The sequence below is a fragment of the Methylobacterium sp. ME121 genome (assembly GCF_000974725.1).
Classification (GTDB): Bacteria; Pseudomonadota; Alphaproteobacteria; order Rhizobiales; family Beijerinckiaceae; genus Methylobacterium; species Methylobacterium radiotolerans.
In genome coordinates this window covers 114,060-128,882 of the sequence record NZ_BBUX01000005.1, presented here as the reverse complement: position 1 = coordinate 128,882, position 14,823 = coordinate 114,060, and the positions used below count along the sequence as shown (strand labels likewise).

At 63.6% G+C, this 14,823-nt stretch carries 12 protein-coding genes and 1 riboswitch; of the genes, 4 read left to right on the top strand and 8 right to left on the bottom strand.

The window, feature by feature from the left end; translation table 11 throughout:
* Nucleotides 1–257: 257 nt before the first annotated feature.
* A complete protein-coding gene (locus tag ME121_RS33380) occupies nt 258–1,010 on the bottom strand; it encodes an AraC family transcriptional regulator (protein ID WP_089231030.1) in 753 nt (250 codons plus the stop codon).
* A gap of 338 nt (nt 1,011–1,348) precedes the next feature.
* Here ME121_RS33380 and ME121_RS06480 point away from each other — a divergent pair, with 338 nt between their 5' ends.
* The 3 genes from ME121_RS06480 (at nt 1,349) to ME121_RS06475 (ending at nt 4,288) form a co-directional block, all read left to right on the top strand.
* Nucleotides 1,349–3,394, top strand: coding sequence for a TonB-dependent siderophore receptor (locus tag ME121_RS06480; protein WP_245337760.1), 2,046 nt, complete (start codon nt 1,349–1,351; stop codon nt 3,392–3,394).
* Nucleotides 3,395–3,476: 82 nt separating this feature from the next.
* The gene (locus ME121_RS33375; RefSeq protein WP_143739234.1) at nt 3,477–3,878 is read left to right on the top strand and encodes a hypothetical protein; all 402 of its coding nucleotides are present in this window, start codon (nt 3,477–3,479) and stop codon (nt 3,876–3,878) included.
* Nucleotides 3,879–3,937: 59 nt separating this feature from the next.
* Nucleotides 3,938–4,288 carry a hypothetical protein gene (locus tag ME121_RS06475; RefSeq protein ID WP_245337761.1) on the top strand — a complete coding sequence of 117 codons (351 nt, stop codon included), beginning with the start codon at nt 3,938–3,940 and terminating at the stop codon, nt 4,286–4,288.
* Between the two features lie 311 nt (nt 4,289–4,599).
* On the opposite strand, the gene ME121_RS06470 is transcribed toward ME121_RS06475, so the two are convergent.
* From ME121_RS06470 to nikA, 7 genes are read right to left on the bottom strand one after another with little or no spacing between them, the layout of a single operon-like run.
* Complete coding sequence (locus ME121_RS06470) at nt 4,600–6,816, bottom strand: TonB-dependent siderophore receptor (RefSeq protein WP_210383163.1); 2,217 nt, start codon at nt 6,814–6,816, stop codon at nt 4,600–4,602.
* A gap of 2 nt (nt 6,817–6,818) precedes the next feature.
* Nucleotides 6,819–7,280: a nickel-responsive transcriptional regulator NikR gene (gene nikR / locus ME121_RS06465; RefSeq protein WP_012329795.1), complete on the bottom strand. Its 462-nt coding sequence runs from the start codon at nt 7,278–7,280 to the stop codon at nt 6,819–6,821.
* Complete coding sequence (locus tag ME121_RS06460; RefSeq protein WP_012329796.1) at nt 7,280–8,071, bottom strand: ATP-binding cassette domain-containing protein; 792 nt, start codon at nt 8,069–8,071, stop codon at nt 7,280–7,282. Before ME121_RS06460 ends, nikR begins: the two co-directional genes overlap by 1 nt.
* Complete coding sequence (locus ME121_RS06455) at nt 8,068–8,850, bottom strand: nickel import ATP-binding protein NikD (RefSeq protein WP_012329797.1); 783 nt, start codon at nt 8,848–8,850, stop codon at nt 8,068–8,070. The genes ME121_RS06460 and ME121_RS06455 overlap by 4 nt, the downstream gene beginning before the upstream one ends.
* A complete protein-coding gene (nikC, locus tag ME121_RS06450) occupies nt 8,847–9,674 on the bottom strand; it encodes a nickel ABC transporter permease subunit NikC (protein WP_373866335.1) in 828 nt (275 codons plus the stop codon). The genes ME121_RS06455 and nikC overlap by 4 nt, the downstream gene beginning before the upstream one ends.
* A 20-nt stretch (nt 9,675–9,694) precedes the next feature.
* Nucleotides 9,695–10,639, bottom strand: a complete 945-nt coding sequence (gene nikB, locus ME121_RS06445) for a nickel ABC transporter permease subunit NikB (RefSeq protein WP_041373042.1) — start codon at nt 10,637–10,639, stop codon at nt 9,695–9,697.
* Between the two features lie 11 nt (nt 10,640–10,650).
* On the bottom strand, nt 10,651–12,225 hold the full coding sequence (gene nikA / locus ME121_RS06440) for a nickel ABC transporter substrate-binding protein (RefSeq protein ID WP_059408529.1): 1,575 nt from the start codon (nt 12,223–12,225) through the stop codon (nt 10,651–10,653).
* Between the two features lie 292 nt (nt 12,226–12,517).
* Nucleotides 12,518–12,726, top strand: a riboswitch (cobalamin riboswitch).
* 119 nt (nt 12,727–12,845) lie between these two features.
* Here nikA and ME121_RS06435 point away from each other — a divergent pair.
* Nucleotides 12,846–14,816, top strand: coding sequence for a TonB-dependent receptor plug domain-containing protein (locus tag ME121_RS06435; RefSeq protein ID WP_059408528.1), 1,971 nt, complete (start codon nt 12,846–12,848; stop codon nt 14,814–14,816).
* Nucleotides 14,817–14,823: the final 7 nt, after the last annotated feature.

The following is a 14,823-nucleotide window of genomic DNA, read 5'->3' as shown; positions in this document are numbered from 1 at the left end:
TCCCGTTCGACACCGAGGGACGGTGGTACGCGGCCCCCTGATGGCTTGCGTTCCAGCCCACGGACGTCGAAGTCGTGCTCCAAGCGACCACCAACGTCATTGGCTCTCTCCGGGACACCACTCAGGCTATCGCCTGACCCGCTTCAAACTGGCGTCGGTGACGCCGACCGCACATCAAACCGTTTCGGGAATCCAGCTCACCAACCATTCTCATCTGAACACCGGCCTCGGTGGAGCTGACACCTATGTGGCAACGCTCATTTCCCGAACTTATATACCGAAGTGCCAGTCACTTCCCGAAACGAGTACGCGAACGTATTGATTGAAGCAAACCCCGCGTACGCCGCGGCCTCAGTGATGTCGGCTCCCGCCGCCAAACGTTCGATCGCCGTGAAGATACGAGCGCGTTGACGCCAAAGTTTGAAGGTCAGTCCGGTCTCATCTGGAAAAATTCGGCTGACGGTGCGCGGTGAAGTTGCGGCGGCTTCGGCCAACTGAGAAAGGTTGAGGCTGCACGTTGGATCAGCCATTGCCAAATTTACTAGTCGCCTGCCAAGATCACTGGCGGGCAAAGGAAGAAAAATTGGCGAGTCCGTATATTCGATAAGCTCGTGGAGAATGAGCCGAACCATCAGATTGGCCTTTTCGGACTCTGGAGAAGTCCCGAAAAGGCCCCGTAGAAGCTCCCGCAGGATGGGAGTCATACGAACCGCGAAAGGTCTATTCGGCAAAGATCGCGGCGCCCAAGAGCGATATGCTTGAGCATCATAGAAGACCGACCAGCTTTCGGCATTCGAAACGACTTCCACACTGTGCGCAGCGTTCGTCGGGGCCCAGACAGCCAACTGCGGTGGAACGAGCCAACGTCCCATATCTGTCGTCACCTGAATGGTGCCCGACACAGTGAAGATGAGTTGCGCCTGCTCGTGAACGTGACGATCGTACACGTAACCGGCGGCAAACTTACCTTGAATTGTTCTAAATTCAAGGGATGTCGATTGGCGTTTCATATGAAGATATTGGCGACCCGTGAAAAAGGAACTGTGATACCTCGTCGAGGTCCCCCGTGAAAGATGCAATTTGCATCTGCTCCACTGAGCTAAGGTGACCGAGGTCTAAGATGCACACGGTAGTGAGGCGAGAAACGTTCCATCCTCTGGCTGTATGTATCTCGCCGGGCGAATCCCACAAACGTCTTCAATCACTGGAGGCGCACAGCCGCTGCGGCACGAAGCTTCTGCTAGCGGGCCTGTGCCTTACACTCATGGCCACTGAGGTATATGCCCAGAATATGGATCCACAACGGCGAACGGCGACAGCTCCTGGGTCCGCAGACACCGCTGTATCGTTGGAGCCACTGTCGGTCACCGGCCATAGCTCAACCGACGATCCGCGCGGACCGATTGATGGCTACGTCGCGCAACGATCAGCTACGGCGACGAAGACGGATACGCCCCTGAATGAAACTCCGCAGTCAATCACCGTAATCGGTCGCAAACAGCTCGACGACTTGCAGCCGCACACTGTGTCGGACGCGATCGCTTACGCCGCAGGCGTCTACAGTACGCCCGGCCCAGCCACGATCGGAGATTTTTTCAGCATTCGCGGGTTCGATGCGACCGGAACCGGGGTGTACAAGGACGGACTACAACTGGTCGGGTATAGTTTTTCCGGGTTCCAGGCTGAAAATTTTGGCTTGGAACGCATCGATGTATTACGCGGTCCTGCCGCGGTTCTCTTTGGCCAGGGAGGTCCTGGGGGAATCATCAATCTGATCACGAAGCGACCAACCGAAGTGCCGTTCGGTCATGTCGAGACGGGCGGAGGATCGTTCGGACAGAAGTACCTTGCGTTCGACTTCGGAGGCCCTTCCACGACCGATAGTCATTGGCTCTACCGCATCACGGGGATAGGTCGGCAAGGCGGAACCCAAGTGGATGGAGTGGAAGACAATCGCGGATACATCGCGCCTGCAATCACTTACAAGCCCAACGGGGCAACGTCTTTCACCCTGCTTGCTAGTTTTCAATATGACGATACGGGTCGGCTGAGCCCGTTTCTTCCCTACTACGGAACAGTACGGCCGCAGGCATTGGGGCTCCGCATTCCCCGATCATTCAACATAGCGGATCCGAAACTCGACACTTTCAGACGAACACAATTCCATATTGGGTATGAATTTGAACACGCCTTCAACGACACGTTCACATTCCGCCAAAACCTTCGATACTCGCAGGTAGAGAACCTGGATACTCTGTTATTTTCGGGTCAAGTTTATTCCGACGCATTTCAAACAATGATACCTCGCGCGCGATACCGTTTGACGTCACAAGCGCGCGTATTCAATGTAGACAACCAGTTGACCGCTCGGTTTGACGATGGCCTATTTGGGCACACCTTCTTGGCCGGATTAGATTACAAACGGTACCAACTACACGACACTCAAGCGGGCAGCGGCCCTGTGGCTAGTTTCGACATCCTGGCACCGAATTACGGCGTCCCGGCCGCGCCCGTCTTCCCCTACCTCTTGAATAGGGACGCCTTTCAGCAAATTGGCATCTACGCGCAAGATCAAATCAAGTTGACTGATGCGCTGAAACTTGTCGTTAGCGGGCGAGGTGACTTCACGACGAATGACGTCGACGACAAATTGAGGAATACCAAAACTCATCAAGAGGCTAATATTGGTACGCAGCGCTATGCTCTGATTTACAATTTCGACAGTGGCTTCGCACCGTATCTCAGCTACTCCACGTTCTTCAACCCGCAAGTTGGAACAAACATCGCAGGCACGCCTTATAAGCCGGTAACGGGCGATCAATACGAAGCCGGACTCAAGTATCAGCCTCCGGCGTCCAACCTGTCGGCGATTTTCGCACTGTTCGACCTCACGCAATCCAACACGTTGACGGCAGACCCGACAAATCCCTTCAATCAGCTTCAAATCGGCGAGACGCGTTCGAAGGGTTTCGAGACCCAGGTCGTCGCCAACATCAACAGAGAGCTGAGCCTAGTAGGCTCATTTACCACCTTTGATATCGCCATCACTCGGGGCTCGATCGGGCAAATCGGAAAGACACCCGTCGCGACACCGAGCACGCTCGCTTCGATTTTTGCAGACTATACGATAGCGACCGGCGACTTGGCAGGGCTCGGTTTCGGGGCCGGGCTGCGATACGTAGGGCACTCATATGCCGACGCGCTCAATACATTCAAAGTTCCGGAATATATCTTGTTCGACGCTGCCGTGCACTATGTCAAAGATGGATGGCGCTTCGCCTTGAACGTCTCGAATATCGCCGACCGACGCTATGTCGGTGCTTGCAGCGCCATTACTTCTTGCAACTATGGAGAAGTACGCCGTTTCACCGCAAGCGTCGGATATCGTTGGTGATTGTCTTGGAAGCGAGCCGTCAGGCAGCAGAATACCGACAGTGATTGGCCGCCTGTCGAATTCATTTGAGGAGAAAATAAGGATGAAAGATCCAGATTTAAGAACGGCAGTTGCGTGGCTCGTCACAGCAGCAGGTGTTTCGATATTCATGGCGATCCAGATTTTTACATATCTGAATTCTCAACACGCCCCCGGCAACGTTACGCCTGCCATCACGTTTAGTTCCGTTCAAATAACAATGATTTCAACTTATTACGGATGCTGGGTAATACCGCCGCTGCTTGCATTGTCTACGAGCAACCGGGCGCGTTGGGGCACACTCATATTCGGCGGTCTTCTTGTTTTTCTGAATACGTTGGGTGGAGTCGTCGACGGTATCCGCGACGGGTACAACTTAATTATTGTTGCAATCTTGGCGATTACTTTGCCCGGATTGATAGCGATGCTGTTATCGTGGCGCAATGTTCGATCTGTGTCCATCTGATACCCGAAGAAAGGACTTCTGAAATGACAATGAACTGTGAAAATTTCCCGATCGTATGGATGAGCTTCGCTGACGAGCCGGGACATGACCACGATGACGAATTAGCTGACTTCGAAGAACTGCTCTCTCGCGGAAGACCTTTCGTTATATTGACCCAAGATCCACCTTCCAATGACCATGAACATAGCAAGGAGGAAAAGAAGCGTACGGCACTTTGGATGAAGAGGCATAAAATTCTCTTACGCAGCTTGGTCTTAGCAATGATTGTAGTCGAAGAAAATACGCTAAAGCGTGTTGCAATTAAGTCGTTTGCCCCGGGATTTCAAGCTTTTTGGGGCTTCTCAATCATTGCGGCTACAAATCGCAATGAAGCTTTTTCTATTGCTTCTCGCTTGTTGAGCGATAGCTGATATGCGCATTGGAGCGGCTCGTTTCTGTTTCCTGTAGGAGGCGAATAGGCGGATTGAACGTCTGCTCTTGTTCAATTTTGCGCGGGAGCAGACCGTCGCATATCCACCCATCTGAGACGCTTGGAGGTCATCCGCGCCAGCAGGATATGGTCGGAAGCTATCGACCCGCTTCGGACAGGAGCATATCCAGAAGCCAACGAACCTTCACCGGCCCGTTACGGTGACGCGGCGGTTCCTTGCGGGTCGCCCCTATATGGACACCAATCGGCATCAAGAGTTCGGTCGAAGTCGATCGTCGTAGGGCTTTAGTTTCAGAACCGCACCGTGAACGACCCGGTGATGCGCCGTGGGGAGCCCGGGTAGACGCGGAACACGTTCAGCGAGCTCTCGTAGTAGACCGTGTTGAAGATGTTCTCGACGTTGAGACCGAACCGCATATTCTCGTAGCGGTAGTAGGCCAGCGCGTCGGCCGCGATGTAGGCCGGCAGGACGAAACCGGATCCCGCCGCATCGCCCGGACGCTCGCCGACGCCGCGCACGCCGCCCCCGATGCCGAACCCCTTCCAGTCCCCACCCTGCACCTCGTATACGGCGAGTAGGCTGCCCGAGTGGCGCGGCACGTTGATGAGTGGCGCCCCCACCGGCAGCACGTTGTCCTTGGTCACCACCGCGTCGGCGTAGACATAGCCGGCCAGGATCTTCAGCTCCGGCGAGAGCTGCCCCTGCGCCGTCAGCTCGAAGCCCTGGCTGCGCACGGCCCCTGCCGCGAGCGAGAAGCCGCTGTTGTTCGGGTCCGGCGTCAGGACGTTCTGCCGATCCACCCGGAAGGTCGCCGCAGTCAGCAGCAGGTTGCCGCCGAACAGCTCGGCCTTGGCGCCGATCTCGTAGCCCTGTCCCGTCTCCGGCTTCAGCGGCTTGCCCGGCGACACGGCCGCGGCGTCGGGGCCGATATTGGGCCGGAAGCTCGTCCCGACGTTGGTGTAGAGCGATAGCCAGGGGACCGGCTGGTAAATGAGGCCCGCTCGCGGGGAGGCCGCGACCCGCGATTGGTCCGCCTGGCTGCGCGGGATGCGCTCCCGGAAGGAGTCCTCGAAGATGTCGAGCCGCGTGGCCACGAGCGCCCTCCACTCCGGGCTGAGCACGATCTGATCCTGGGCGTAGAGGGCGGTGTTAGTGACCCGCTCCAGGTTGTTGCGCGGGATGGTCAGCGGCGGCAGCGCCTGCCCGTAGACGGGCGCGTAGATGTCGAGGGCGTAGGGGTTCGTGCGGAAGTTCGAGCGCAGGTACAGGGTTCGGCTATCGGTACTCTCGCGCTCGAAACCGAGCAGGAGCGTATGACCGATCCCGCCCGTGTCGAAGCGCCCGATCAGGTCCGCCTGCCCGACCGCGACGTCCCAGCGATAGTCGCGCACGTTTCGGTCGCGGGCCACCGTCCGGTTGTCGGAGGCGATAGAGCGGATCTCAGCGGACTCACCGTCCAGCGTTCCGGTGGCGAAATGCGTCGCCAGACGCAACTGCCAGTCGTCGTTGAAGCGGTGGTCGATGCGCGCCTGGAGGATGTTCTGGCTCTGGTAGGTGCTCTGTCCCGGCTCCCCGAGGAAGCGCGAGATCGGCAGGAAGCCGAGCTGCTTGTTGATGGCGATCACGCCCCGGTCGAAGATGATCCGGTTCCGCTGGATGTCGGCCTCGACGGTGATGCGCGTGTCCGGCGTGATCTGCCAGCTCACCACCGGAGCGACGAGCAGTCGGTCGCTGTCGGCGAAGTCGCGGAAGCTTCCTGCGCCCTGGGCCGCGAAGTTGAAGCGGTAGAGGACGGTGCCGTCCTCGTTGAGCGGACCACCCGCGTCGACCGTCCCGCGGGTCAGGCCGAACGAGTCGACCTGATTGCCGAACTCGACGAAGCGCTGTGCGGTCGGCTGCTTGGTGATGATGTTGACGAGCCCGCCCGGATCGCTGCGTCCGAACAGGCCGGCGCCAGGGCCCTTCAGAACCTCGATACGCTCGATGTTCTGCGCGTCGGGCGGGGGCGGCGTGCCGCGGTTAAGGGGGAAGCCGTTCTGGTAGATCTCCGAGGTTGTGACGCCGCGGATGGCGTAGCTGAAGATGCTCAGGCCGCCGAAGTTGTTCTGCTGCGCCACGCCCGGCAGGTAATTGAAAACCCGGTCGACCCGGGTGGCGGCGAGGTCGGTGATGGCCTCGCGCGGCGCGACTGTGACCACCTGGGGGACATCCAGCTGCGGTGTATCGGTCTTGGTGCTGCTGACCGCCCGCCCAGCTCCGTAGCCCGGCGTGGGGCCGATAAGGCCGATGGTGCCGGAGGCGGTCGTCGTGCTGGACGGGGCGCCGGTCCCAACCGACTCGACCGACAACTCCTCCAGCGCGACGCTTTCCTGCGCCCGCGCCTCGTTAGATGGGGCGCCTGCCGCGAGCGCGGCCGCGAGGGCGAGACCGGTGCCGTTTCGGGCGCGATGTGACGAGCGGGTCACCCTTCGACGGACAGGGGCAGGGGTCGGATGGAGCACGGGCATCGTCACGTCCGGATATGCTCGTGGGGGTGGGGCATGAGCCCGTGCGGATGGTCAACGACCTCGATCCGCGCCGGGATGATCGACAGGCTGTCGTGGCGCACGCCACGCTGTGTCGCGATTGCGTCGACGAAGGCGTGGATCTCCCTGACACGTCCGCGCAGGACGAGGGTGTGCAGCGCCGCCTCGTGGTCCAGTGGCACCTGCACCTGCGTGATGACGAGATCATGCCTTGCCCGCTGTTCCTCCGCGAGGCGCTGCCCGAGGTCGCGCACGCCGGCTTCCGCCACGAAGGTGAATGTCGCCACGCAGGCGTGGTCGGGGTCGCGCTCCCGGCGCGCCTCCGCGAGCCCTCGGCGCAGCAGGTCCCGCATCGCCTCCGAACGGCCTGCATAGCAGCGGACCTCGGCGATCCGGTCGACCGCTTCGACGAGTTCGTGGTCCAGGGTGACGGTGATCCGCTGCATCAGTTTGCGCCCGCTGGGAGGGCCGGGAGGACGGCGTCGACGATCTCGCGTGCGGCCGGATGCTCAAGCTCAAGCCTCGGTCGGCACGGCGATGCGTCGACGATCCGCCCGGCGTCGAGAACGATGACCCGATCTGCGAACCGACGCGCCAGACGGATGTCATGCGTGACGAGCAGGAAGGCGGTTCCCTGTTCACGCCGCAGGACGGTTAGGCGGTCGAGGATCTCGATCTGTAGCGGCGCGTCCAGGTTCGAGACCGCCTCGTCGAGCACGACGAGCGCAGGCCTAGTCGCCAGCCCCCGGGCGAGACCGACACGCTGCACCTGGCCGCCGGAGAGCTGGCTCGGGAGCCACGCGATCACGGATGGGTCGAGCCCGACTAAAGACAGCAGCGCATGAACCCGGGCTCGCCTCGCCGCCGCCGAGAGGCCGGTGAGATGCCGCAACGGCTCCGCAATCGTCCGGCCTACTTTGTGTCGTGGGTTCACCGCCGAGAGCGGGTCCTGGAGAACCATCTGAACCGCCGACCTGAAAGCTCGTCGTCCAGCGTCGTCGAGCCCGGCTAGACCCAATCCGCGGAACCGCACGACACCGGCAGAGGGTCGTTCCAGGCCGAGGAGGAGGCGGGCGAGCGTGCTCTTGCCGGAACCGCTGCGTCCGATCAGGGCGACGCACTCGCCGTCCTCGATGGCAAAGTCGACATCTGCGAGGACGGGTCGAGGCGTGCCGGGGCGCCAGCCAGTGCCGGCGTAGACTTTGCCGAGCCCATGGGCGGACAGGAGGGCCGTCATAGCGCGGCCTCATGGAGGGCTTGATGGGCCGCGAGAAGCGCCCGCGTCTCCGGTCGGTCCGGCCGTGCGAAGACTGATGCCGTGTCGTCCGTCTCGACGATCCGTCCGTCCGCCATCACCGCCATGCGATCAGCGAGGCGGGCGACGACGCCCAGATCGTGCGTGACGATCAGGAGGCCGAGGCCTCGGTCGCGCACGAGGGCTGCCAGCAGGTCGAGGATACGAGCCTGGGCGACGAGGTCGAGATCCGTTGTCGGCTCGTCGGCAACCAGGAAGGGAGCCCTCGCGAGCAAGGCTAGCGCGATCATAGCGCGCTGGAGCATGCCGCCGGACATCTGGAACGGGTAGAGGTCCGGCACCCGCGGATCGTCGCCGAGCCCGACGGCCTCCAACGCCTCGCGCATCGCCGCCCGGCTCTCGGTGCGCTGAAGTCCCACGGCCGCGCCGGTTTCACTCGCATGGTCACCTATCGTGCGCAGCGGGTTGAAGGCCGAGCGGGGAGCCTGGAGCACGGTGGCGACCGTCCTGCCGCGGAGCTCAGCTGGCGCCACCGCCGTGCCGTCGAGGTGGACGCGACCGGCGACGCGCCGGGTCCCCGGCGGAAGCGTGTCGAGGAGCGCCGCGCAGGCCAGCGACTTGCCCGAGCCACTCGTGCCGACGAGGGCCAACACCTCGCCCGTGCGCATCTCGAACGATGCGTCCGCGACCAGCGGCACAGCCTCGGCTCCGCGCCGGGTCTCGACGCACAGGTTCTCGGCCCGGAGCACGCGCGGGCTCATAGGCCCCGCTCCGCAACCAACGTCGGATCGAGGCGGTCGCGCAGCGCGTCGCCGAGCTGGTTGAACGCGAGGACGGCGACAGCGATCGCGAGCCCCGGCCAGACGACCAGCAGGGGCCGTGTCCAGAAGAAGGTTCGGGCCTCGTTGATCATCACACCCCATTCTGGGGTCGGAGGCTGCACGCCGAGGCCGAGGAAAGACAGGCCGGCGACGTGGAGGGCCATGTGGCCGACGTCCAGGGTGGCGACCGCCGCGAGCGGCGGCAGGACCCCCGCCAGCACGTGCTCGATGAAGACCGCCACCGGCGACGCCCCCGCGATCCGGGCGGCAAGGACGTAGTCGCGCGTCTTGAGTTCGAGGACGAGACCTCGGACGATGCGGGCGTACCAAGCCCAGTGAGACAGCGCGATTGCCGCGATGACGTTGACGAGGCCGGTGCCGAACGCGCCGATCAGGAACAGCGCCAGCACGAAGGTCGGCACCGTCAGGAACACGTCGCACAGGCGCATGAGTAAGGCGTCGGTCCGACCTCCCAGCATCCCCGAGACGGCACCGACGCCGAGGCCCAGCGCCACTACAAGGGCCAGGGCGGCCGCGACGGTGCCGAGCGTCGTCTGCGCACCGGCGATCAGGCGGGACAGGATATCCCGTCCGAGATGGTCGGTGCCGAGGGGATGGAGGAGGCTCGACGATTCGAAGCGGGCGGTGAGGTTCACCGCCAAGGGGTCGTGCGGCGCGGCCAGCGATCCGAGGAGCGCCAGCACCAAGATCATGATGGCGAGCGCGCCGGGGACCGCGACCGATCCCAAGCCCGTGCGGGTCACCCGCCTGGATGCGGCCGGCCTCACGCCACCGCCTCCCCACCCAGACGCATGCGCGGATCGAGCCAGGCATAGGCGATGTCGACCGCGAGGTTGCAGAGGACGAACACCGCGGTCATGACCAGGGTGAAGCACTGGATGACCGGGTAGTCGCGGTTGTAGATCGCCGAGACCGCGTAGCGGCCGACGCCCGGCCACGAGAAGATCGTCTCGACCACGAGCGCGCCGCCCAGGAGTTCGCCGACATGCATGCCGGTGGCGGTCACGACCGGAACCAGGGCGTTCCGGAACACGTGTCGGCGTTGCACGGTTCGCTCGGGGAGCCCGCGCAGACGTGCGTAGAGGACGTGGCGCGTGCCCGCGACCTCCAGCATGCTCGCCCGCAGGAGGCGAGCGTTGACCGAGAGCGACATCAGGCAGATCGCCAGCGCCGGCATGACGAGATGCGCGAGTGTGCCTCGCCCCATCGGCGGCAGCCATCCCAGGGTGACCGAGAAGAGCGCGACGAGCAGGAAGGCGATCCAGAAGTTCGGCAGCGAGACGCCGAGCACGGCGATCCCACGCACGAGGCGATCCTGCCAGCCGCCGCGATGGGCGGCCGCCCAGGCGCCCAGCGGCAGGCTGACGGCAATGGTGACGGCGAGCGCGGTCCCGGCGAGTTCGAGGGTCGCGGGCAGGTAGCCGAGGAGCTCAGGCAGGACCGGCCGGCGCGTGACGTAGGAGAGGCCGAAATCCCCTTGCAGGGCGCGCCAAAGCCAATCGAGGTATTGGACGACGAATGGTCGGTCGAGGCCGAGCAGGATACGTGCGTCGGCGAGGGCGGCGTCGGTGGGAGGTATCTGCGACAGGCGCAGGTAGTCGAGGGCCGGGTCGCCCTGGCCAAGCCGCAGCATCACGAACACGAGGATCGACACGCCGAGTAGCATCGGCGGGATCAGTGCGAGGCGGGCGGCGATGAAGCGGAGCATCGGCGTGGCGGTCATCGGGCCGCCGGCCGCATGGCAGCGAAGGGGATCTCGTTGATCGTCGCGCCGAAGCCGACGTCCGTTATCGAGGTACGATGAACCTCTATGGCCACGGCGTGAGAGATCGGCAGGTAGATTGCGGCCTCGTGCAGGGTGGTCAGCAGCTTGGCATAGAGCCGTCGGCGCTCGGTCTCGTCGGTCGTGGCGAGCACTTCCGCGATGGTCGCGTCGATGCCCGGCTTCTCCGGCAGCCCGACCTGCGCCTGATAGTCTGCGTGTGACGGGGTGCGCATCGAACTGATGAAAGAGGCGGGATCGTAGGGCGGCCCCCAGGTCTCGCCGAAGATCAGGCCGAAGCGGCCATCCTTCTGGCGGGCCAGGATCGAACTCTCCTCCTCACCGATCAGCCGGACGTCGATGCCCACGCGGCTAAGATCGGACTGGAGAACCTCGGCAATCGCCCGCTGCTGAGCGTTTGTCCCGACGAAATCGATCTCGACGGCAAGGCGGCGTCCGTCCTTCTCACGCACGCCGTCACGCCCAAGCGTCCAGCCGGCGGCATCGAGCATGCGGGAGGCCGCGGCCCGGTCGAAGCCGTAGGGCTTCAGCCCGACGTCGGCGTACGGCACGCGCGGCGCAAACAGGAAGTCCGCGCGCGGCTCGATCCCGTCGAGTACCGTCCGGACCAGCGTGTCCTTGTCGACGGCGTGGTTGATGGCGAGGCGGACCGCCCGATCATCGGTCGGGAAGCGCGCGGAGTTCATCGCCAGCACCCGGGTCGCCAGCGGCGGCGAGACCGCTGCGGCAAAGTTCGGGGCCATGTCCCGAAGGCGGACGAAGGCTTCCGAAGGAATCTGGCCGGCCGCGCCATAGACGAAGTCGATCTCCCCCGTCTGCAGGGCGATGACGCGGGTGTTGGGATCGGGGATGACCTTGACGACGAGCCGGTCGAAGATGGGTCTCGGGCCCCAGTAACCCGGGGTGCTCTCGAACGTGTCGGAGACGCCGAGCTGAGTATCGACGAGCCGCCACGGCCCAGTGCCGACCGGCGCCCTGATGCCGACGGCCGTCGTACCGCCAGGGCCCATGGCGCTCGGAGACAGGAACCGGAAGGGCCGCGGCAGGGAAAGTTCGAGCAGCGTCGGGTAGTGCGGCGCCTTCAGGACGAGGCGGAACGCCAGAGGCCCGACAACTTCTGTGCGTTCGATCTGCTGGACGAGATCGAGCCACGCGTGCCGCGGACGGTTGGCCAGGATCGCGTCGAAGTTCGCCTTGACCGCTTTCGCGTCGAAGGGCGTGCCATCACTGAAGGTCACGCCGGGGCGCAGTACGAAATCGTAGGTCCGCCCGTCCTCAGAGATGGTCCACGAGGTCGCGAGCCAGGGCTCGACCGATCCATCACCGCGGTACTTCACCAAAGGCTCGTAGACGCTCGCCTGCGCGAACATCTGGTTGGGCGCGTAGAGGTGCGGGTTCAGCGGTCCGACATTCGAGGGCCACGAGTAGGTGAGTTGCCCGGCGGCTGTCTGGGGCGGTCCGAGGAAGCTCGCCGCCATCGCGGCGACGGCGAGGGTCGCCAACTTGGTCATGTATGGGTCGCGGTATGAGGATCGCCGCCGAACATCATACACCGCCCAAGCTTGACCGTGAACCCTTTCCAACAGGGTGTTCACCGCGACCGAGGATTGGACACCCTTCGCTAAGGTGTTCAGTACGTCCCACTTCTATCCTGTGGGAGCCCGGCGGACGTTCGTCGCTTGGCGAGGGTGTGAATTCAAAACGGATCGGCGGAAAGCCACACTGCTTAGACATCAACCGACGCCTCAAATGCCACACATCTGAACAACGTGCTTCCGTGCGTTGACGGATAGATGCACCGCAGCCTAGCTTGAGCAAGACGGTTCCCCTCGGGGATCAAAAGGGAACGCGGTGAGGTCAGGCCCGTGAGGGCTCGGCCGATACCGCGGCTGCCCCCGCAACTGTAAGCGGCGAGTCCTTCATCACCACGTCACTGGGCGGCCTCGTCCGGGAAGACGATGAGAGGGCGACGACCCGCGAGCCAGGAGACCTGCCGTCAGCCGTGGTCACACGCGGAGCTTGCCGGGCGGGGTGTCCTGGGAGGTGTCGCGGCGTCGTGGTTCCTTGGAGGACGCGACCGCCGAGGCCTCGTTCGCGGTGACGTGCCACAGCCGTCCCCCGAGGCCGTCCCGTGTCCAGTCCCGTTTCCTCCGCGCTCCGGCGCACGCTGGCGCTGTCCTGCGCCGCATCCGCGCTGCTCGTCTCCATTCCCGCCCGCTCGCAGCAGGTCGCCGCGCCCTTCGCCGATGCTCAGGGAGGCGCGCAGGCCGCGGTCTCACTGTCCGAGATCTCCGTGTCGGCTACCGGCGTGCTGACGCCGATTGCCAACACAGGATCGAGTGTCACTGTGCTCACCGACCGCCTGCTTCAGGAGCAGCAGCGCCGGACGGTGCCGGATGCTCTGCAGCAGGTGCCGGGCCTCAACGTCGTGCAGACCGGCGGCGCCGGCGGCCAGACCTCGGTCTTCATCCGGGGCACCAACTCGAACCACGTGAAGGTCCAGATCGACGGCATCGACGTCAACGACCCCTCGACCCCGAACCGCTCCTTCGACTTCAGCCAGTTGCAGACCTACGACCTCTCGCGGATCGAGGTGCTGCGCGGGCCGCAGAGTGGCCTCTACGGGGCCGACGCAATCGGCGGCGTCATCTCCGTCGTGACCAAGCGTGGCGAAGGGCCAGCTCGGGCAACGGCGACGGTCGAAGGCGGCTCGTTCGGCACCTTCAACCAGTTCGGCAACATTTCCGGCTCGGAGGGCATTTTCGACTACTCGGTCTCGGTCGGCCACATCCGGCAATCCGCCATCCAGGTCACCCCGTTTGAGCTACTGCCCCGCGGGGTGCCGTTGCGGACCGCCTTCACCGACATCAAGACGGTCTCGACCAAGCTCGGGGCGCAACTCACCGACGAGTTCCGCCTCAACTACGTGCTGCGCTTCTCAGACAGCGCCTATCTCGACCAGGCCGACGGCGGTTTCCCGTACGTGCCGCTGCCGTACCGGAACCTCAACGACCAGCAGCAACTGATCATGAGGGGCGAGGCCGAGTGGACCCCGGTGCCAGGCTTCCACAACGTCTTCGGGGCGAACTACTCGAAGTTCGACCGCCTGTTCGCCGGCCCGCTCGACCCGCTCGCGCCGCCGACGCCCACCACCTACCTCGGCGAGCGGACCCGGTTCGATTACCGCGGCGACTGGCAATTCTCTCCCGGCAACCTCGTCCTGTTCGGGGCACAGCGCGAGGACGAGCGCTTCGAGACGACCGGCATCGACCGATCCAACGGCAACACCGCCGGCTTCGCCGAGCTTCAGACGACACCCTTCGCGGGCGCCGCGCTGGTCGCCAACATCCGCCACGACGCGAACGACCAGTTCGGCGGCGCGACCACCTTTCGGGTGGCGCCGAGCTACATCGTGCCCGGCACCGGGACTCGCCTGAAGGGCAGCGTCGGCACCGGCTTCAAGCCGCCGACCCTGAGCCAGCTCTATCAGGACTACCCGGGCTTCCGATTCTTCGGGAACCCGAACCTGCGGCCGGAGGAAAGCTTCGGGTTCGACGGCGGCTTCGAGCAGCCGCTGTTCGACGGGTTCATGACCGTGGGCGCGACCTACTATCAGACCGACTTCAAGAACCTGATCCAGACGGCCTACTACCCGACCTTCTCCACCAACGTGAACGTCGGTCAGGCGACTGGCTACGGCACCGAGAGCTTCGTCGCCCTGCGCTTGAACGAGTTCTGGAGCGGGCGGCTCGACTGGACCACCACGGTGACGAAGGACGAGATCGCCCACCAGGAGCTGCTGCGCCGGCCACGCAATAAGGTCAGCGCCACCGCGATCTGGAACCTGATGCCGGGCTTGACCATGACCGGCTCTCTCATCGTGCTGGGGTCGTTCGTGGACGGAAACAGGGATTTCTCCGTGCCCCGCCTGAAGGCCCCCGGCTTCACGCTGGTGAACCTGTCGGTCAACTACGCCTGGAGCGAGACACTCACGGTGTTCGGGCGGATCGATAACCTGTTCGACCAGCGCTACCAGAACCCGACCGGCTTCCAGGGTCCAGGGCTCGCTGTCTACGGCGGCGTCCGCGTGACGTCTTTCTGAGGTCGCC